Here is a 19,397-nt window from a genome sequence, read left to right as displayed (position 1 = left end):
TCCCACTCCGAAGGAGCCAGCTGTGAACCGCCGCACCACCTTCGCCCTCGCCGGAGCCGCCGCTCTGGCGCTCGGGCTCAGCGCCTGCTCGAGCGCCGACGAGACCCTGCCGGGCCAGTCGGCCGGCGCCTCCGGCGCCGCCGATGTCGACACGGTCCTCGACATGGGGCTCTCGGCCGACATCTCGGCGCCCGACCCGAGCAGCGCGTACAACGGCTCCGAGATGAACCTGGTGCTCGCCGCGTACGAGGGCCTCGTGAAGTATGCGACCGGCACCGACGAGCCGGAGATCGTGCCGTCGCTCGCCACCGACTGGTCCGTGTCCGACGACGGTCTCACGTACACGTTCACCCTGCGCGACGGCGTCGTGTTCGCCGACGGCACGCCGTTCACATCCGCGGCCGTCCAGCCCTCCGTCGATCGCATGGTCTCCGAGGGCGAGTCCGGGCCGGCCTACCTCGTCGGGGGCATCGCGTCCATCGACACGCCTTCGGACACCGAGGTGGTGTTCACGCTCGAGGCGCCGAACGACGCGTTCCTCGACTACCTCGCGTCGCCCTTCGGTCTCAAGATGATCTCGCCCGACGCGCTCGCCGCGCACGGCGACGACGCGGACTGGTTCGCGAAGAACTCCGCGGGCACCGGTCCGTTCCAGTACGGCACGTTCGACGAGGGCGTCAGCTACGAGCTGACGGCCAACGACTCCTACTGGGGCGACACCGGCGGCTACGACGCGATCGACTTCCACGTCCTCGACTCGACCAACACGATCCAGCTGCAGCTCGAGAGCGGCGAGCTCGACGGATACATCGGCTCGGCGAACAAGCCGCTGTTCGATGCGCTCAGCGCCGACGAGAGCCTCGAGACCTACACCTACGCGTCGACGATGGCGCCGGTGGTGTACCTCAACACCAACCGCGACGCGCTGGCCTCCGCGGACACCCGGCGGGCGCTGCTCGCGGGCATCGACTGGGACGCCATCGTCCAGTCCGTCTACGGCGACCTCGGCACGACGTCCACGGGGGTGTTCCCGGCGACGCTCGTCGACCCGGCCCTCAACCAGACCGGGATCGAGTTCGACCCGGACGCGCTCGCCGCGCTCGCCGCGGGCGACCTCGCCGGGAAGACCATCACCATCGACTACCCGTCGTACGTCCCCGGCGGCCAGGACATCGCCGACAACCTGGCGGCCCAGCTCAACACCGTGGGCATCTCGGCCGAGTCCATCGGGCTGGAGTCCAGCGCGTACTGGTCGACCGTGTTCGACCCGGAGAAGGCGCCCGACATCTCGCTCATGAGCGTGTTCCCCGACGCGGCGCACCCGGACGCGTGGGCGCGCCTGATCTACTCGGGCGACGGCGGGCTCAACCTGTTCTACCCGGAGGTCGACGGCCTCGACGCGATGCTCGACAAGGCGATCGAGACCGGTGACCGCGACCTCTACGGGGACGTCACGGACGCCGTCACGAAGTCCGCGGCCTGGTACACCGTCGCGGACCTCAAGGTGTCGGCCGCCTTCCAGGCGGGCATCACGGGCGCGGCCACGGCGAGCTACCCGCTGCTGGGTATCACGTTCGACTTCACCCAGCTGTCCCCGGCCGCGTAGCCACCATCCCCGATCGGTCCCCGCGGCGGCGCCTCCCGGCCGCCGCGGGGACCCCATCACGCGAAGGAGAGGCCCATGGCCGAATCGACCGTCCTCACGGTCTCCGATCTCACCGTGACCTACCGCGGGCGCGGGCGCACCGTCGCAGCGGTGAAGGACGTCACGCTGTCGATCGCCGCGGGCCGATGCCTCGGGCTCGTGGGGGAGTCGGGCTCGGGCAAATCCACCATCGGCGCGGCCGTGCAGGGGATCATCCCCGCCGACGGCTCAGCGCATGCGACGGGGGGCATCTCGATCGCGGGTCGCGACCTGGTTCCCATCACGGACCAGGCGTGGTCCCAGGTCCGCGGGCGTGACGTCACCTCGGTGTTCCAGGACCCGATGCGTTCGCTGGACCCCACCATGACCATCGGGCGGATGCTCAACCGCTACACCGGGTCCGCCGAGGCATCGGTCGCGGCGCTCGAGCGGGTCCAGATCCGCCGTGCGGGCGATGTCCTCAAGAAGTACCCCCACCAGCTCTCGGGCGGTATGCGGCAGCGCGTCATGATCGCGCTCGCGCTCGCACCGCAGCCGCTGCTGCTCGTCGCCGACGAGCCCACCACCGCCCTCGACGTGTCCGTCCAGGCCGAGGTCCTGAGCGTTCTTCGCGAGTCGATCGAGGGAGCGGGGTGCGCCGTCCTCTTCGTCACGCACGACCTGGGCGTGGCCCGCCACATGTGCGACGAGATCGCCGTGATGAAGGACGGCGTCGTGGTCGAGACCGGGTCTGCCGAGCAGGTCATCGGGGAGCCCGCCGACGACTACACGCAGCGGCTCATGGCGTCGCGGATCACCCTCGCCACGGATCGCGCCCGGCCGGTCGGCGCGCCGGAACCCGCCGTCGTGGCCTCGATGCAGGACATGCTCGACGACCTGGGCCGCCCGGACGATGCGGTCGCGTCGGCGTGGGCGGCGGGCGAGCTCCTGTGGAACCGATTCACCGGTCCGACTGCCGCGGTCGGCGCTGCGAGCGGGCTGTCGGACGTGCGCCTCGTCGAGCACGTCACCCGCCCCTCGCTCACGGTCAACGAGGTCGACAAGACCTACACGGCACGGGTGCGAGGGCGCAAGGTGGGCAACCACGTGCTCAAGAACGTGTCCTTCGAGATCGGCTACCGCGAGGCGGTCGCGCTCGTGGGCGAGTCGGGGTCGGGCAAGTCGACCCTCCTGCGGATCGCCGCGGGCATCGAGACGCCGGATTCCGGCTCCGTCGACTCGCAGGGCGTCGCGGGCGAGGGGACGCAGGTGATCTTCCAGGACGCCGGTGCGTCCCTCACTCCCTGGCGCACCGTGGAGGAGCTGCTGCGCGAGCGCATCGAGCACACGACCACGGGCAAGGGTCTGTCGCGCGCGGAGATGCGCGCGATGGCGCTGCGCACCCTCGAGCTCGTCGGGCTCGACGAGTCCGTTCTCGGGGCCCGGCCCACCCAGCTGTCGGGCGGCCAGCAGCAGCGGGTCGCGATCGCGCGCGCCGTGGTGGTGCCACCCTCCGTCCTGCTCTGCGACGAGCCCACGAGCGCGCTCGACGTGTCCGTCGCATGCTCGGTGCTCAACCTCATCAACCTGCTGCGCCACTCGCTCGGCATCTCCGTCATGTTCGTGACCCACGACCTCGCGGCGGCGCGTCTCATCGCCGATCGGGTGCTCGTGATGACGGGCGGTGAGATCGTCGAGACGGTCGGCGCCGCGGATCTCGCGCAGGACATCACCACGGACTACGGCCGGAGGCTCGTCGATGCTGTACTCGCCTAAGCGCACCCTCAAGCGGCTCGAGCGTCCCGCCTCCGACCGTCCCGAGGGCGCGTGGTCAGCGCTCGGGTTCGGCGAGAAGCTGTCGCTCGTCGCCGTCGCGGCCACGGTGCTGATCGCCCTCGTCGGCCCGGCGCTCATGCCGTACAGCGCGATCATCCCCGCGGGCGAGCAGCTGCTCCCCCCGCTGTCGCCGGGGCATGTGCTCGGCACCGACGTGCTCGGCATGGACATGGCCACCCGGCTGGTCGCGGGTATGCAGCGCAGCCTCTTCGCCGCCCTGGTGGTGACCCTGATCTCGGCCGCGATCGGCACGCTGATCGGCGTGGTCGCCGGGTTCCGGGGCGGTTGGATCGACACCGCCCTCATGCGCTTCACCGATCTGTTCCTCGCGTTCCCCGCGATGATCATCGCGATGGCGATCGCCGCCGCGATCGGTCAGTCGCTCGGGTCCGCGATGATCGGCATCGTCGTCGTGTGGTGGCCGCTGTACGCGCGGCTCGTGCGCGGTGAGGTGCGCCGCGTCGCCGCCTTGCCTCACGTGCAGGCCGCGCGAGTGGCGGGCGTGACGGGCTGGCGGCTGCTGTGGCGCCACGTGGTGCCCGCCGTCATGCCCACCGTCGTGGTCACGGCGAGCCTCGACATCGGTGCCGTCGTGATGACCCTCGCCGCCTTGTCCTTCATCGGCCTCGGCACGCCGGCGCCGGCGCCCGAGCTCGGCCGCATGGCCTCCGACGGGATGAAGTACTTCCTCAACGCGTGGTGGATCGCGGTCCTCCCGAGCCTCGCGATCGGCCTGCTGGCCTTCGTCTTCAACTATGCCGGCGACGCGCTTCGCGTGGTCCTCCGGCGGACGGGTGTGTGACAGTGCTGGTCTTCATCTCCAAGCGACTCGGGTCGCTCCTCGTCGTCCTGTTCTTCCTCACGCTACTGGTGTTCACGCTCGGCAAGGTCGCGGACTCCGACCCGGTGCGCACCTATGTCGGCGTGAACGCCAGCGCAGAGTCCGTCGAGGCCGCGCGCGAGGAGCTGGGGCTCGACAACCCGATCCCCGTCCAGTTCGGCTCGTTCGTGGTGGGTGCGGTCCAAGGGGACTTCGGCATCTCGCTGTCCTCCAAGCGGCCGATCGCGGACGAGCTCGCGACGCGGCTGCCGGCCACGCTCGAGCTCGCGGGCTGGGCGCTGGCGCTCACCGTCGTGATCGGCGTCTCGCTCGCGTCGCTGTACTCGCGCCCGGGCCGTCTCGGGGCGTTCATGCGCTTCGTGTTCTTCTCCGCGGCGTCCGCCCCGTCGTTCCTCATCGCCATGCTCTCCGTCCTCGTGTTCTACAAGTGGCTCGGGGGAGCGTTGCCGGCGGCGGGCCGCTCGTCGTACGGGCCTTACGACGATGCCACCGGGTTCTACGTGCTCGACGGCATGCTCCACGGGAGCCCCACCTACACGTGGGACGCGATCCAGCACCTGTTGCTGCCGGCGTTCGCCGCCGCGGTCGGCTCGGGCGTCGCGCTTGCGCGAGTGCTCGCGGACGGCATCGCGTCGTCGCTCCGTTCGCCGTGGGCACGCACCGCCCGCGCGCTGGGCGAGCGTGAGGGCACCGTGCTTCGTCGCCATGCGCTCCGCAACGCATCGTCCCCCGCGCTGTCCCTGCTCGCGGTGCAGGCGGGCTTCATGGTCTCGAGCCTCGTCGTGGTGGAGCAGGTGTTCTCGTGGAACGGGCTCGGCTCGTACCTCTCCGGCGCGATCGGCGTCGGCGACTTCCCCGCCATCGCGGCCGTGTGCCTCATCCTCGGCGCGGTCTACGTGATCCTCAACACGCTCGTCGACGTCGCGCTCGCGGCGGTCGACCCCCGCGTCCGTCTCTCCTGATCTCGGAAAGGACCTCCTCATGCCACTCCAGGTGACAGACATCACCCCGTCCGACACGCTCGACGTGGTCGGCAACGCCGTCCTCGTGGTCGTCGACATCCAGGGCGGTGGGCAGCCGTCGTCGTTCGGCGCCGACAAGCCCGGCTACATGCCCGGTCGCCCCGAGCGCAACGCCAAGGCCGTCGACATGGTCGCCCGGTTCCGCGCCAAGGGCGTGCCCGTCGTGTTCATCCAGGAGGTGCACAAGCCCTCGCTGATCGACATCGGGCGCGAGCTCGACGGCAGCGAGAACGTCCATTGCGTCGAGGGCGACCCCCGCACCGAGCTGCACCCCGGCCTTGAGCCGCGCCCCGAGGAGTACCTCATCCAGAAGCGCCGCTACAGCGCATTCTTCGGGTCCGAGCTCGACATCGTGCTCAAGGGCTACCGGGCGGAGACGCTCATCCTCATCGGCGGGATGACGGACGTGTGCATCCACTACACCGCGGTCGACGCGCACCAGCTCGACTACCGCTTCCGCACCGTCACCGACATGGTGATCGGCTCGGGCCAGAAGCTTCACGATGCCGCGCTACGCGCCATGAAGTACCTGCAGCGCGACGCCCTCGTGTCGCTCGAGGCGGTCGACGCCTGGCTCGACGCGCGCCCGCAGCCCACCCCCGAGACCTCGAAGGAGGACGCATGAACATCCACGGCTCCACCGTGCTCGTGGTGGTCGACTTCCAGGGCGGCCCGATGGACGGCCCGATGTCCCAGGACGACCCGTTCGACATCCCCGCGCAGCGGGACAAGGCCGTCGCGATGGTCGCGGAGGCCCGCGCCAAGGACGTGCCCGTCGTATGGATCCAGGAGGTCCACAAGCCGCACCTCACCGACATCGGCCGCGAGCTCGACGGCTCCGAGGGCCCGCACTGCATCGAGGGCAACAAGTACACCGAGCTGGCGGACGGCCTCGAGCCCACGCCCGACGAGTTCCACATCCGTAAGCGCCGCTACAGCGGGTTCTTCGGCACGGAGCTCGACATCGTGCTCAAGGCGTACAAGGCGGAGACCCTGGTGCTCATCGGAGGCTTCACGGACATCTGCATCCTCTACACCGCGGTCGACGCACACCAGCGCGACTTCCACCTCAACGTGGTGACCGACGTGGTCATGGGGTCGTCCCGCCAGGCGCACGACGACGCGCTTGAGATGATCCACTACCTCCAGCACGGCTCCCTGGTCACGTCCGAGGAGACGATGCGCTGGCTGGGTTCGCTCGAGGGCGCAGCCGTCCCCGCCGGCGCGTGAGCGGGGTCTCGCGCCGCGCGCTGCTGACGCTGTGGGCCCTCGCCGGCGCGGTCTTCGCGGCGACGCTCGGCTCGATGCTGGTCCCCGGCGTGCTGTCGGCCTTTTCCTCGGAGACGGGCATCTCGCTCGGCGACGTCGGACGCTCGAACGCCGTGTTCGGTCTCGCGTACGCGGTCGCAGCCCCCGTGATCGCGTGGAGCGTGCGGCGCCTCGAGCCGTACACCGTGATGATCGTCGCGCTGCCGCTCGTCGCACTCGCCGCGCTCGCGGTGTCGCAGGTCGACACGGTGCCGCAGCTGATCGCGGCGCGGGTCGTGCAGGCCGTCGCGGTGGCCGGGGTCGTGCCCATGTGCACCGTCCACGCGGGCAGCATCGTCGCCGGCGCGCATCGCTCCCGCGCGCTGTCCATCTCGTTCACCGGCATGGTCGCGTCCTCGCTCGTCGGGGCGCCGCTGGGCAACCTGCTCGGCACCACCGTGGGGGCGCGGACCGCGTTCCTGCTGGTTGCCGGGCTCGTGCTCGTCGCCGCCGCGACCGTCGTGGCGCTGCGTCCCTGGCAGGCGGGCCTGCGGCTTGCGGGCGAGGAGGCGCGCCGGCGCGAGGGCGACGGCACGGTCGTGTGGGCGTCCGCTGCGGTGGTGCTCGCGGCGACCCTTGCGACGGCGCTCCTCGAGGGCGCGGCCACTGGCGGCCTCAACACGTTCATCGCGCCGTTCCTCGAGGGTGCCACCGGCGCCACGGGGGCGTTGCTGTCCGGGCTGCTGCTCTGCTACGGCCTCGCGGGCCTCGCCGGCAACGGCGTCCTGGGCGGGGCCGCGGACAGGCTGGGACCCGCCCGCATCCTCACGCTGCTCGGTGTCGCCGCGGCGGTGGCGGTGGGCGGCCTCGCGCTCGTCTCCCACCCTCTGCCTGCCGCGCTCCTGCTGCTCGCGTGGGGCTTCTGCTCGTGGGCGATCAACCCGCCGCTTCAGGCGCTGATCGTGGGCAACTCGGGACGGCACGTCAACGTCGTGGTCGGCATCAACTCGTCGCTGATCTACACCGGTACGTCGATCGGCGCCGCGCTCGCAAGCGCGCAGGTCGACCAGGGTCGGCTCGAGGGGCTGCCGTACCTGTCCGCCGCGCTCTTCCTCGGCTGTGCGATCACCGGGGGCACGGCGTGGGCGGCGACCGCGCGTGCGCGTCGCCGCGCGGTCGCCGCCACGGCGGTCGCGGCGAGCGAGGAGCCCGCGCGCGCCTGAGGGATCAACCGCGGGGCGTCGACGTGCGTCCCGCGGCGTCCTTGACCAGCCGACCGCCCTGCACCACGACCTCCACGGTGCGGGCGTCGGCAAGCTCGTGGATCCGCGCGAGCGGGTCCACGCACACCAGCACGATGTCCGCGAGCATGCCCGGCGCGAGCGCGCCGAGGCGGGCGTCGAGGCCCAGCAGCCGCGCGCCCGCCTGCGTGCCCGCGTGGATCGCGGCGAGCGGGCTCATGCCGGCGTCCACCAGGTGACCGAGCTCGGCGAGGTTGCGGCCGTGCGGGTGGATGCCCGCGTCGGTGCCGAGCGCCACGGGGATGCCCGCGGAGATCGCGCGCGCGGCAGCGTCGCGCCCGCGCACCTGCCACTCCTTCTTCTTGGCGACCACCGCGGCCGGCTTGACGGCCGGGTCGGGGGTGAGCGACAGCGTGGACAGGGTCGGCACCAGCACGGTGCCGTGCGCGCGCATCTCCTCGATGAGCTCCTCGGACATCTCGTAGCCGTGCTCGAGGCTGGTGGTGCCGCCGCGCACCGCCGCGAGCGCGCCCGCGTTGCCCTGGGCGTGCGCCGCGATCGCGCGCCCGCCGCGTCGGGCCACCTCGGTGGCGATGAGCCGCACCTGCTCCTCGCTCAGCCCCAGGTCGTCGGGGCTGTCCGTCGGGGTGGAGATGCCTCCGGTGGTGCACACCTTGATCACGTCGGCGCCGGTGCGCATGAGCGTGCGGACCGCCTTGACCACCTCGTCATCGGTGTCGACCACTGCCCAGCTGGGGGCGGGCTCGTAGGCGACGTAGCCGGCGACGCTGCCGTTCGCGTGGACCGGATCCGCGTGCCCGCCCGTGGGGGACAGCAGCGCGATCGACATGTGCATCCGCGGTCCGTCGATGAGGCCCTGGGCGACGGCGTTGCGGTAGCCGGGCGTCAGTCCCGAGAGATCGCGCGCTGCGGTCACGCCTGCCTCGAGCGTGAGGCGCATGGAGTGAGCAGTCGCGAAGGCGTGCTCCTCGGCGAACTTGAGGCGCTCGTCCTCGGGCCGCGCGCCGTTGGGCATGGTGAGGTGCACGTGCGTGTCGACGAACCCCGGCATCAGCCAGGCTCCCGCGCCGTCGACGAGACTGTCGGGACGCGCGGCCGCGGGGCTCGTCGGTCCCACGGCGGTGATGACGCCGTCCCGGATCTCGATGTCGCACCCCTCGCGCGGTTCCGATCCCGTGCCGTCGATCACCGTCGCCCCGGTGATGAGCGTGACGCCGGGCGCGGCGGGGACGGCGGGAAGGCGGGCAGGGCTCACGCGGGTGACCTCCGTGGGGTGACGGCGCCGCGACCTCCGCGGGGCTCCCGTTAGCCTAGCGACCGATAGTTACCGCGATGTTGCGGAGCCGCCTGCCCGGCGTGGGACGTGCGTCGCCTCGTGTGGCGGCCCGATTCGTCACTCCGGGAACACCCGCCACATCTGTCATTGGAAATCGCACGTGTCGGCGATGATGGTGCCCATGAAGCTGCGCCTCGTCACCACCGCCGTCTCCGGCGCCGTCCTCGCCACCGTGCTCTCCGGCTGCGGCGACGTCCAGGGCTCCATCGCGGATGCGACCAAGGGCGCGCAGGACGCGATCGAGAAGGCCAAGGACGTCCAGAAGCAGGCCTCCGAGCGCGCCGACGAGATCCAGCAGCAGGTCGAGGACGCTCAGAAGACCGCCAAGGACCTCCAGGACCAGGCCGACACCCTCAAGGACAAGGCGAAGGACGCGGTCGACGCCGTCACCGGCGGCTGAACCGGCCGCCCCGGCCCGCGCATCGTCCCCGGGCGAGGTCCCGCACGCGCCCCACTAGACTTGACCCTCGTGGCCACCGACTTCGCGCTTGAGATCCAGGAGCTCCGCTCGACCTTCTCGCAGATCGAGGCGGTGACCGACCCCGCCAAGCTCAAGGCGCGCATCGCCGTGCTCGAGGAGCAGGCCGCCGCGCCCGACCTGTGGGACGACCAGGACAACGCCCAGGCCGTCACCAGCCAGCTGAGCCAGGCCAACGCCGAGCTCGAGCGCGTCACGCGCATGGGCTCGCGCATCGAGGACCTCGAGGTGCTCGTCGAGCTCGGCACCGAGGGCGAGGACGAGGACACGCTCGCCGAGGCGGACGCGGAGCTCGCGAAGCTCAAGACCGACCTCGCCGCGATGGAGGTCCGCACCCTGATGACGGGGGAGTGGGACGAGCGCAACGCCGTCGTCACCATCCGCTCGGGGGCCGGCGGCGACGACGCCACCGACTTCGCGGAGATGCTCCTGCGCATGTACCTGCGCTGGGCCGAGCGCCACGGCTACGGCACCAAGGTGCTCGACACGTCCTACGCGGAGGGCGCCGGCATCAAGTCCGCGACCTTCGAGCTCAACGCCCCGTACGCCTACGGCACGCTGTCCGTCGAGGCCGGCACGCACCGCCTCGCGCGCATCAGCCCGTTCGGCTCGGCCGATAAGCGCCAGACCTCCTTCGCGGCCGTCGAGGTGATCCCGCAGATCGAGTCCACCGACCACATCGAGGTCCCCGAGGCGGAGATCAAGGTCGACGTGTTCCGCTCGTCCGGCCCCGGCGGCCAGTCGGTCAACACCACCGACTCCGCCGTGCGCCTCACCCACCTCCCGACCGGCATCGTCGTGTCGATGCAGGACGAGAAGTCGCAGATCCAGAACCGCGCCGCCGCCATGCGCGTCCTCCAGTCGCGCCTGCTGCTGCTCAAGAAGGAGCAGGAGGCAGCGCAGAAGAAGGAGCTCGCGGGCGACATCAAGGCCTCGTGGGGCGACCAGATGCGCTCGTACTTCCTCTACGGCCAGCAGCTCGTCAAGGACCTGCGCACGGGCCACGAGGTCGGCAACCCGCAGATCGTCTTCGACGGCGACATCGATGGCTTCATCGACGCCGGCATCCGCTGGCGCCGCGCCGGCCAGAACGCCGAGTAACGCTCACCGCCCTTCGCTCAGCACGGTTCCGCCGGCGACACGCCGCGGATCAGGGACGATGCGCGGGCCCGGCCCCGCGTGTCGCGGCGGGTTCCGTGCGGAGCGAACTGGTTCGCACATCGTCAACTGTCAAGACGTGACGAACGGGACACGCCGGGCGCGGCGCGCCTCCCGGGGCTGCGCGCGCGCCGTTCCTACGATGCTCGGGTGGCGCGGGTCTCCTACCCCTCGTGCCCGCGCATCTCATGATTCGACTCGACAACGCCACCAAGGTCTACAAGCGGGGCGCCCGTCCTGCGCTCGACTCCGTCTCCGTGGAGATCGAGCGCGGGGACTTCGTGTTCCTCGTGGGCTCGTCCGGATCGGGCAAGTCGACGTTCCTCAAGCTCATCCTGCGTGAGGAGCGCCCCACCGGGGGCGACGTGTACGTCGCGGGCCGCCACCTCAACAAGCTGTCCGCGTGGCGCGTGCCGCACCTGCGCCGCGAGATCGGCGCCGTGTTCCAGGACTTCCGCCTGCTGCCCAACAAGACGGTCTACCAGAACGTCGCGTTCGCGCTCCAGGTGATCGGCAAGAGCCGCCACCACATCCAGTCGACGGTCCCCGAGATGCTCGACCTCGTGGGCCTGTCCGGCAAGGAGCGGCGCATGCCGCACGAGCTGTCGGGTGGCGAGCAGCAGCGCGTCGCGATCGCGCGCGCGTTCGTCAACCACCCGCCGATCCTGCTGTGCGACGAGCCGACGGGCAACCTCGACCCGGGCACCTCGGTGGGCATCATGCGCCTCCTCGACCGCATCAACCGCACCGGCACCACCGTGCTGATGGCGACCCACGACGACGAGATCGTCGACCAGATGCGCAAGCGCGTCATCGAGCTCCGCGGCGGCCAGCTGGTCCGCGACCAGGACCGCGGCGTGTACGGATTGGAGCGCGTGTGAGGCTCCGCTTCATCTTCGGCGAGGTCTTCAACGGGCTCCGCCGCAACAGCACCATGGCGCTGTCCGTGGTGCTGGTGACGTTCGTGTCGCTCACGTTCGTGGGCGCGGCCGCGCTCATCCAGATGCAGATCAACCAGCTCAAGGACGACTGGTACGGCAAGGTCGAGATCTCGATCTTCCTGTGCCCCGAGAACTCCCGGAACGAGAACTGCGCCGAGGGCGCCGTCACCACGGCCCAGGAGGACGCGATCAAGTCCGTGCTGGAGGACGGAGCGCTCAGCGGGCTGGTCCAGAAGGTCTACTACGAGTCCCGCCAGGAGGCGTACGACAAGTTCGTCGCCAACGACAAGGAGGGCATCTGGTCCTCCCTCACGCCGGACCAGATGCAGCCCAGCTTCCGCGTCAAGCTGTCCGACCCCGAGCAGTACCAGGTGGTCGCCGACGCGACCGAGGGCCTGCCCGGCGTCGACGTGGTCCGGGACCAGCGCGAGATCTTCTCCCAGCTGTTCCGCTTCCTCAACGCCGCCACCATCGTCGCCGCCGCACTCGCCGCGGTCATGCTCGTCGCCGCGATGCTGCTCATCACCACCACCATCCGCCTGAGCGCGCTCAGCCGCCGCCGCGAGACCGAGATCATGCGCATGGTCGGCTCGTCCCGGTCGCTCATCCAGATGCCGTTCATGCTCGAGGGCGCCGTCGCGGCGACCGCCGGCGCCGTGCTCGCCGCCGGAGGCCTGTTCTTCGGCGTGCGCTACCTGGTCGACGACTGGCTCAAGGGCTCCGTCACGTGGGTCCAGTACATCGGCGCCCACGACGTGTGGTCGGTCGCGCCCTGGCTGCTCGTCATCGCCGTCGGCCTGGCCGCGATCGCCTCGCTCGTCACGCTCGGGAGGTACACCCGCGCATGAGGACCCTGCCCCGCGCATTCGTCTTCGCGACCCTGGCCTTCGTGGTCGCGCTCGTCACGGGCACCGTCGTGTCCGGGGCCGATGCGGTGGGCGGCTTCTCGACGTCGTCGAGCTACGACGACGACATCAACAAGGCGAAGGACAAGCAGGCGCAGACCGCCCAGCAGATCGAGGACCTCCAGTCGGACCTCGAGGACACGAGCGCGGACATCGTCAAGGCGGCCAACAACCTCAAGGAGACCGAGGCCAAGCTGCCCGCCGCGCAGAAGGCGCTCGACGACGCGAACGACGCGGTCGACGCGGCGCTCGTGCAGCAGAAGCTCGTCGCGGACAAGCTCGCGGCCGCCGAGGCGCAGGACCAGGCCATCGGCGACCAGATCTCCGCCGATGACTCTCGCATCGGCGAGCTCCAGCAGATCGTCGCGGCGCTCGCCCGCGCGCAGTACCAGGGCGTGGGCGACGACGAGGCGCTGAGCCTGGTGTTCGGCGCGAGCACGTCGCAGGAGTTCGTGGACAAGTTCGCGGCCGAGCACAACGCCTCGCGCGTCCAGTCGAACGCGCTCGCCGACGTCGAGGAGATCGCGGCGGTCAACCGCAACCGCGGCGTGCGCCAGGAGGCGGTGCGCGAGTACATCGTCGAGCTCAAGGCCGAGGCCGACGCGCTCGTGGTGAAGACCACGCAGCTCCGCGAGACGGCCGCCCAGAAGAAGAAGGCGCTCGACGACCTGGTCGCCAAGCAGACGCGCATCAAGAACGAGCTCGAGGCCAAGCGCAAGGACGAGCTCGAGAAGCAGAAGGCGCTCGAGGCCCAGCAGGAGGCCACGCGCAACCAGATCAAGGACCTCGTCAAGAAGAAGGCCGCCGAGGAGGAGGCCAAGCGCAAGGCCGCCGAGGAGGCGGCCCGCAAGGCGGCGGAGGCCGCCAAGAACAGCGGCGGGTCGTCCTCGTCGTCCGGCGGCTCGGGCCCGGCGACCAGCACCAGCTCGGGCGGGCTCGCCAACACCCTCACCAAGGGCGTGCTCGCCTGGCCCGTGCCCAGCCACTACATCACGTCGAGCTACGGCATGCGGTTCCACCCGATCCTCCACTACTGGCGCCTGCACGCCGGCACGGACATGCGCGCCTACTGCGGCACCCCGATCTACGCCGCCCGTGACGGCCGCGTCCAGTGGGCGCAGTGGGTCGCCGGCCTGGGCAACGAGGTCCTGCTCGACCACGGCTACGTCAGCGGGCGTTCGCTCATGACGAGCTACAACCACATGTCCGCGTTCGCGGTCGGCGCGGGCCAGTACGTCACGCAGGGCCAGCTGGTCGGCTACGCGGGCAACACCGGCACCTCGGCCGCGTGCCACCTCCACTTCGAGGTCTACATCGACGGCAACACCGTCGACCCGATGACGCTCGTGGGTTCCACGGGGCCGTAAACTGGTGAGTCGCGCCCGGACCCGGGCGCATCCCGGCCGCGTGCGAGGAGGAGAGCCATGGCGGACGCCATCAAGGTCATCGCGACCAACCGTGCCGCGCGCCACGACTTCTTCATCGACGACGTCCTCGAGGCCGGCCTCATCCTCACCGGCACCGAGGTGAAGTCGCTGCGCCAGGGGCGCGCCGTCATCGGCGATGGCTACGTCTACGTCGAGGGCGGCGAGGCGTGGGCGGAGAACATCCACATCCCCGAGTACTCGCAGGGCACGTGGACCAACCACGCGCCCAAGCGCAAGCGCAAGCTGCTGCTGCACCGGGAGCAGATCGAGGATCTCCAGCAGCGCACCCGCGAGAAGGGGTACACGATCGTCCCCCTGCGCCTGTACTTCCTCGACGGCCGCGTCAAGCTCGAGATCGGCGTCGCGCGAGGCAAGAAGCAGCACGACAAGCGCCAGGCCCTGCGCGAGAAGCAGGACAAGCGCGAGGCCGAGCGCACCTTCGGCACGCAGCGCGGCATCAACCGCTGACGCCTCCCCTTGCGGGGGGACGATGCGCGGGTCGGGCGATGGTCCCGCCCCACCTTCGGCATGATGGGGCGCATGACGCGAACCCGCGCGACCGTCGCATCGTCCCTGATCCTTGCCGCGGCGCTGGTCGCCCCGACCGCCGCCCAGGCCGCCGCCCCCGACGGCGGGCGCAGCGTCGAGCGCTGGGACGCGACGTACGCGCTGCAGCCCGACGGCTCGGCCCACGTGACGGTCCAGATCGACTTCGACTTCGGCAACGACCCGGGCCACGGGCCGTTCTGGACGCTGCCGATCCGCGTCCCCTATGACGACTCGCACGACCGGCTGTACGACGTCACCGACGTGACCGCCTCGTCGCCCAGCGGCGCCCCCGCGCACGTCTACCTCGAGGACGACGGGAACAACCTGGGCGTGCGCGTGGGTGACCAGTCCGTCGACAACGTCTCCGGCGTGCAGTCGTACGTGCTGAGCTACACCGTCCATCACGTCATGAACGCGACGGCGTCCGGCGACGAGTTCTACTGGAACGCCATCGGCGACGGTTGGCAGACGCCGATCAGCGACGTGAGCGTCCAGGTGGGCGGCAACGCCGGCGTCACCGCGGCGCAGTGCTTCGCGGGGCCGACGGGGTCGACGACCGCATGCGACAGCGCTGCCTCCGACGGAGACTCGGCGACCTTCACCCAGGCCGCGCTGAACGCGTACGAGCCGATGTCCGTGGTGGTCGCGTACCCCGCGGGCACCTACGACACGAGGCCGGCGCTCACGGAGAAGTCGGACCTCGCGCACGCGTTCCGGGTCACCCCGTGGACGCTCGGTGGGTTCCTGGTGCTGCTGCTCGGCGGGCTCGCGCTCGTGGTGCGCCGCCTGCGCCGCACCGGCGCCGACCTCGAGTACGCGGACTTCACGCCCGGCGTCGGCCCCGTGTCGGGGGAGGAGTCCGCGGTGCGCAGGCGGGACCGTCGCGCGCCGGTGGCGGTCGCGTTCGCGCCGCCGGAGGGCCTGCGACCCGGACAGCTCGGCACGCTGATCGACGAGAAGGCCGACACGCGGGACGTCACGGCGACCATGGTGGACCTGGCGGTGCGCGGCTACCTCGTGGTCGAGGAGGCCGGCAAGGACGACTACACGCTCGTGCGCCTCAAGGACGCCGGCGACGACCTCCACGAGTACGAGCGCAGGCTCTTCGACGCGATCTTCGAGGGTCGTGACCGCGTCACCCTGAGCGCGCTCAAGACGACCTTCAGCAGCGACATGACCGTCGTGAAGCGCGAGCTCTACCGCGACGTCACGCAGCAGGGGTGGTTCCGCGGCAACCCGTCGAGCACGCGGGGCACGTGGGCGGGCGTGGGGATCGCGCTCGTCGTCGCGGGCGTGCTCGCGACCATAGGCGCGGCGAACGTGTCGACGTGGGCGCTGGTGCCTCTCGCCCTGATCGTCGTCGGGCTCGTGGTGCTCGCGACCACGGGTGCGGCGCCCGCGCGGACCGCCGACGGGTCGCGGGTCCTCGCGCAGACCCGCGGCTTCAAGCTCTACCTCGACACGGCCGAGGCCAACCAGCTGCGGTTCGAGGAGGGCCAGGACATCTTCAGCCGCTACCTGCCCTACGCGATCGCGTTCGGGGTCACGGAGCAGTGGACCAAGAAGTTCGAGCAGCTCGCCGCGCAGGGCGTCGCGCTCGCGGAGCCCACCTGGTACCGCGGCGCCTACTACGGCATGTTCTGGGCGCACGCGGGCGGGTTCGGGCACCGCATGGACCAGTTCACGGTCCTGGCCGGCGCCGCGATGGCGGCGCCCACGCCGGGCAGCTCGGGCGGCTCCGGCTTCGGCGGCGGAGGATTCTCCGGCGGTGGCGGTGGAGGTGGTGGTGGCGGAGGCTGGTGAGCCGAACCGCTCCCGGACCGGCCAGCCTGGGCGCGCCCAGCGCGGGCGCGCCGTCCGGGCCTGCGGCGTCAGGACTGGCGCCGCAGCGGCATCGGATTGTGCTGAGGATCGGGCGTGATGCACCGTTCTGGCATCGAGTGGTGAGATCCGCCCCTGGAGCTCGCGGCTCGGGTCCTCGGGGCGATCGCACGGTTCTCTGCCAACAGCGCACCGGAGCTCCTCCCACCGCACCAGGTGCTGCCGTTGCCGCAGCGGCACCTCAGGACCCCACGCATGCGAGAGGGCCGCACCCCCACGCGGGGATGCGGCCCTCTCGCGGTCGCGTCAGGCCTTGTCGGCCTCGGGTGCGGACCCGTCGCCCGGCTCAGCCTCGCCCTCAGCCTCGCCACCCTCAGCCTCACCGTGCGGCACGGGGTGCTGGCGCTCGAGCGCGGCGCCCTCGACGTCCACGTTGGGCAGGATCCGGTCCAGCCAGCGCGGCATCCACCAGGCGCCCTCACCCATGAGGTGCATGAGCGACGGCACGATGAGCATGCGGACCACGAACGCGTCGAACAGGACGCCGGTCGCGAGCCCGAAGCCCATCGGGCGGATCATGCTGATCTCCGAGAACACGAAGCCGCCGAACACCGACGCCATGATGATCGCGGCGGCCGTGACCACCGCGCGCCCGTGGCGCAGGCCGGCCGTGACGGACTCGCGGGCCGAGGCCCCGTGCACGTACGCCTCGCGCATGCCCGACGTGATGAACAGCTGGTAGTCCATCGCGAGGCCGAACAGGATGCCGGTGAGCATGATCGGCAGGAACGACAGGATGGGGCCCGGCGCGTGCACGCCGAACACGCCCGACAGCCAGCCCCACTGGTAGACCGCCGTCACGGCGCCGAAGGCCGCGAACAGCGACAGCACGAACCCGAGTGTCGCGATGACCGGGACCAGGATCGAGCGGAACACCAGGATGAGGATGATCAGCGACAGGCCCACGACCACCGCGAGGTAGACGGGCAGGGCGTCGGAGAGCTTCGCCGAGATGTCGATGTTGGCCGACGCGGAGCCCGCGACGCCGAGCACGGTGCCGTCCTCGAGGGGCGACTCGGCGCGCAGGTCGTTGACCAGCTGCTCGGTCGACAGCGAGGTCGGGCCCTGACGCGGGATGACCTGGAACGCGAGGAAGCTGCGGTCCGCCGACACGCCGGCCGGCGCGACCGCGGTGACGTCCTCGTTCTTCATGAGCTGGTCCTCGATCGCGACCTGCGTGGCGAGCAGGGCGTCCTCGGAGACGGCCTCGGGCAGCGAGGCGGTCACCAGCAGGGTGCCGTTGAGGCCCTCGCCGAACTTCGCGTCGATGGTCGTGTAGGCCATGTAGGCCGTCGACCCCTCCGGCTCCGTGTCGCCGGCCGGCAGGCCCAGGCGCATCGAGAACGCCGGGATCGCCACGACGGCGAGGACGGCGACGCCCGCGAGCACGTTGAGCCACGCGCGGCCCGTCTTCATGGGCGTGTACGGCGCCTCGGGCTCGGCCGCCTGGCCGATGCGCGCGCGGGAGCGCTTGGAGATCGCCTTGATCCCGACGAGACCCAGCACGGCCGGCACGAGCGTCACGGCGACGAGCACCGCGACCAGCACGCAGAACGCCGCGACGTTGCCCATGACGCCGATGAACGGGATGCCGGTGACGTTGAGCGCGAGCAGCGCGATGAGCACCGTGGTGCCGGCGAACACGACCGCGTTGCCGGCGGTGCCGTTCGCGAGGCCGATCGACTCGTGGACCTCCATGCCGCGCTTGAGGTTGAGGCGATGGCGGTTGATGATGAACAGCGCGTAGTCGATCCCGACGGCGAGGCCGAGCATCACGCCGAGGACCGGGGTGACCGAGGACATGTCGATGGTGCCGGACAGCGCCATCGCGGACGCCACGCCGACGCCGACGCCGATGACGGACGTGATGATCGGGGTGAGGGCGGGCCACACCACGCGCATCATGACGAACAGGACGACGAGCGCGAGGAACACGCCCGCGATCTCGCCGACTCCCAGCAGGCCGGACACCTCGGTCGCGATCTCCGCGGAGAAGTAGACGTTCACGCCGTCGAGCGGCGCGGACTCGATGGACGTCATGACCGCGTCCTTGTCCTCCTGGGACAGGGTGAGCGCGTCGTCGTGGAACGTGACCGCGCCGAGCGCGGTGGTGCCATCGGCGGAGATGGTGGTGATGGCGGAGGCGTTCTTGGCGAGCTCCGCACCGAGCTCGAGCTGCTCGGACTTCACGGTGAGCTCGGCAAGGCCGTCGGTGATCTGCTGCTGCTTGTCGTCGAGCTGGGCCTGCTGCTGCGCGAGCTGGTCGCGGCCGGCGTCGATCTGCGCCTGCTGCGCGTCGAGCTGCGGCTTCGCGAGCTCGTACGTGCCGGAGTCCTTGGCCTGCTGGATCGCGGCGTCGAGCTGCTGCTGACCCGCGTCGAGCTGCGCCTTGGCGGCGTCGAGCTGCTGCTGGCCCGCGTCGAGCTGGGTCTGGCCGTCGTCGAGCTGCGCCTGCGCGTCCTTGATCTGCGTGCGGCCGTCCTCGAGCTGCTGCAGCTGCGCGGCGGCCTGCTCCGCGGTCGCGAACGGGTCGATCACGGCGGACACGGAGTCGAAGCCCGCCACCGACGCGAGCGCGGCGGAGACCTGCTGCTTCTGCGCGTCGGTGAGCGGCTTGTCGTCGGTCGACTGGAACACGATGCGCGCGGTCGCGCCTCCCGTGCCCTCGATGTTCTTGGCGAGCTGGTCGGCCACCTCCTGGCTCGCGGTGCCGGGGATGGAGAACGAGTCGGTGAGCGTGCCGCCGAACGCGACGAACCCGCCACCGGCGAGGCCGAGCGCGAGCAGCCACGCGATTATCGCGACGAAGGGTCGCATCGACGACGCGCGTCCGATGCGGTACAGGAGGTTGGCCACGGGGGCGCCTTTCTCACGGGGTCTGGGATGGCG

The 19,397-nt window shown here is 71.0% G+C and carries 16 protein-coding genes; 14 read left to right on the top strand and 2 right to left on the bottom strand.

Translation table 11 applies throughout. The features are described 5' to 3' along the window. Nucleotides 1-22: 22 nt before the first annotated feature. The 7 genes from AOM04_RS01705 (at nucleotide 23) to AOM04_RS01675 (ending at nucleotide 7,794) form a co-directional block, all read left to right on the top strand. Nucleotides 23-1,606, top strand: a complete 1,584-nt coding sequence (locus AOM04_RS01705) for an ABC transporter substrate-binding protein (RefSeq protein WP_062461319.1) — start codon at nucleotides 23-25, stop codon at nucleotides 1,604-1,606. A gap of 75 nt (nucleotides 1,607-1,681) precedes the next feature. Continuing rightward, nucleotides 1,682-3,400, top strand: coding sequence for an ATP-binding cassette domain-containing protein (locus AOM04_RS01700; protein WP_062461316.1), 1,719 nt, complete (start codon nucleotides 1,682-1,684; stop codon nucleotides 3,398-3,400). Beyond that, nucleotides 3,384-4,262, top strand: coding sequence for an ABC transporter permease (locus AOM04_RS01695; RefSeq protein ID WP_062461313.1), 879 nt, complete (start codon nucleotides 3,384-3,386; stop codon nucleotides 4,260-4,262). Before AOM04_RS01700 ends, AOM04_RS01695 begins: the two co-directional genes overlap by 17 nt. Next, nucleotides 4,259-5,263, top strand: a complete 1,005-nt coding sequence (locus AOM04_RS01690) for an ABC transporter permease (RefSeq protein WP_169816393.1) — start codon at nucleotides 4,259-4,261, stop codon at nucleotides 5,261-5,263. Before AOM04_RS01695 ends, AOM04_RS01690 begins: the two co-directional genes overlap by 4 nt. Before the next feature lie 19 nt (nucleotides 5,264-5,282). Next, nucleotides 5,283-5,948, top strand: coding sequence for a cysteine hydrolase family protein (locus AOM04_RS01685; RefSeq protein ID WP_062461308.1), 666 nt, complete (start codon nucleotides 5,283-5,285; stop codon nucleotides 5,946-5,948). Further along, a complete protein-coding gene (locus tag AOM04_RS01680; RefSeq protein WP_062461305.1) occupies nucleotides 5,945-6,553 on the top strand; it encodes a cysteine hydrolase family protein in 609 nt (202 codons plus the stop codon). Before AOM04_RS01685 ends, AOM04_RS01680 begins: the two co-directional genes overlap by 4 nt. Further along, nucleotides 6,550-7,794 carry an MFS transporter gene (locus AOM04_RS01675; protein WP_062461302.1) on the top strand — a complete coding sequence of 415 codons (1,245 nt, stop codon included), beginning with the start codon at nucleotides 6,550-6,552 and terminating at the stop codon, nucleotides 7,792-7,794. The genes AOM04_RS01680 and AOM04_RS01675 overlap by 4 nt, the downstream gene beginning before the upstream one ends. A 4-nt stretch (nucleotides 7,795-7,798) precedes the next feature. On the opposite strand, the gene AOM04_RS01670 is transcribed toward AOM04_RS01675, so the two are convergent. Next, nucleotides 7,799-9,088, bottom strand: coding sequence for a metal-dependent hydrolase family protein (locus AOM04_RS01670; RefSeq protein ID WP_082104279.1), 1,290 nt, complete (start codon nucleotides 9,086-9,088; stop codon nucleotides 7,799-7,801). Nucleotides 9,089-9,290: 202 nt separating this feature from the next. On the opposite strand from AOM04_RS01670, the gene AOM04_RS01665 reads away from it, so the two are divergent. The 7 genes from AOM04_RS01665 (at nucleotide 9,291) to AOM04_RS01635 (ending at nucleotide 16,430) form a co-directional block, all read left to right on the top strand. Then, nucleotides 9,291-9,569, top strand: coding sequence for a hypothetical protein (locus tag AOM04_RS01665; RefSeq protein ID WP_062461299.1), 279 nt, complete (start codon nucleotides 9,291-9,293; stop codon nucleotides 9,567-9,569). 69 nt (nucleotides 9,570-9,638) lie between these two features. Next, nucleotides 9,639-10,748, top strand: a complete 1,110-nt coding sequence (gene prfB / locus AOM04_RS01660; protein WP_062461297.1) for a peptide chain release factor 2 — start codon at nucleotides 9,639-9,641, stop codon at nucleotides 10,746-10,748. Between the two features lie 245 nt (nucleotides 10,749-10,993). Beyond that, complete coding sequence (gene ftsE / locus AOM04_RS01655) at nucleotides 10,994-11,686, top strand: cell division ATP-binding protein FtsE (RefSeq protein ID WP_062462308.1); 693 nt, start codon at nucleotides 10,994-10,996, stop codon at nucleotides 11,684-11,686. Then, nucleotides 11,683-12,594, top strand: coding sequence for a permease-like cell division protein FtsX (ftsX, locus tag AOM04_RS01650; RefSeq protein ID WP_062461294.1), 912 nt, complete (start codon nucleotides 11,683-11,685; stop codon nucleotides 12,592-12,594). The genes ftsE and ftsX overlap by 4 nt, the downstream gene beginning before the upstream one ends. Further along, on the top strand, nucleotides 12,591-14,018 hold the full coding sequence (locus AOM04_RS01645; RefSeq protein WP_062461291.1) for a M23 family metallopeptidase: 1,428 nt from the start codon (nucleotides 12,591-12,593) through the stop codon (nucleotides 14,016-14,018). Before ftsX ends, AOM04_RS01645 begins: the two co-directional genes overlap by 4 nt. A gap of 57 nt (nucleotides 14,019-14,075) precedes the next feature. After that, nucleotides 14,076-14,546, top strand: a complete 471-nt coding sequence (gene smpB / locus AOM04_RS01640) for an SsrA-binding protein SmpB (RefSeq protein WP_062461288.1) — start codon at nucleotides 14,076-14,078, stop codon at nucleotides 14,544-14,546. 72 nt (nucleotides 14,547-14,618) lie between these two features. Then, a complete protein-coding gene (locus tag AOM04_RS01635) occupies nucleotides 14,619-16,430 on the top strand; it encodes a DUF2207 domain-containing protein (protein ID WP_062461285.1) in 1,812 nt (603 codons plus the stop codon). A 324-nt stretch (nucleotides 16,431-16,754) separates the two neighbouring features. Here the strand turns inward: AOM04_RS01635 and AOM04_RS01630 are convergent, their stop codons facing one another. Continuing rightward, the gene (locus AOM04_RS01630; protein ID WP_062461283.1) at nucleotides 16,755-19,364 is read right to left on the bottom strand and encodes an MMPL family transporter; all 2,610 of its coding nucleotides are present in this window, start codon (nucleotides 19,362-19,364) and stop codon (nucleotides 16,755-16,757) included. Nucleotides 19,365-19,397: the final 33 nt, after the last annotated feature.

Source organism: Demequina soli, assembly GCF_000971195.1.
Classification (GTDB): domain Bacteria; phylum Actinomycetota; class Actinomycetes; order Actinomycetales; family Demequinaceae; genus Demequina; species Demequina soli.
Note: the sequence above shows the minus strand (reverse complement) of the source record. Positions and strands in the feature narration are given on the sequence as shown.

Excerpts from the sequence above, each read along its gene's own strand:
- smpB (WP_062461288.1), top strand. The coding sequence starts at position 14,076 with ATGGCGGACGCCATCAAGGTCATCGCGACCAACCGTGCCGCGCGCCAC.
- AOM04_RS01635 (WP_062461285.1), top strand. The coding sequence starts at position 14,619 with ATGACGCGAACCCGCGCGACCGTCGCATCGTCCCTGATCCTTGCCGCG.
- AOM04_RS01680 (WP_062461305.1), top strand. The coding sequence starts at position 5,945 with ATGAACATCCACGGCTCCACCGTGCTCGTGGTGGTCGACTTCCAGGGC.
- AOM04_RS01695 (WP_062461313.1), top strand. The coding sequence starts at position 3,384 with ATGCTGTACTCGCCTAAGCGCACCCTCAAGCGGCTCGAGCGTCCCGCC.
- AOM04_RS01700 (WP_062461316.1), top strand. The coding sequence starts at position 1,682 with ATGGCCGAATCGACCGTCCTCACGGTCTCCGATCTCACCGTGACCTAC.
- AOM04_RS01665 (WP_062461299.1), top strand. The coding sequence starts at position 9,291 with ATGAAGCTGCGCCTCGTCACCACCGCCGTCTCCGGCGCCGTCCTCGCC.
- ftsE (WP_062462308.1), top strand. The coding sequence starts at position 10,994 with ATGATTCGACTCGACAACGCCACCAAGGTCTACAAGCGGGGCGCCCGT.
- AOM04_RS01645 (WP_062461291.1), top strand. The coding sequence starts at position 12,591 with ATGAGGACCCTGCCCCGCGCATTCGTCTTCGCGACCCTGGCCTTCGTG.
- AOM04_RS01685 (WP_062461308.1), top strand. The coding sequence starts at position 5,283 with ATGCCACTCCAGGTGACAGACATCACCCCGTCCGACACGCTCGACGTG.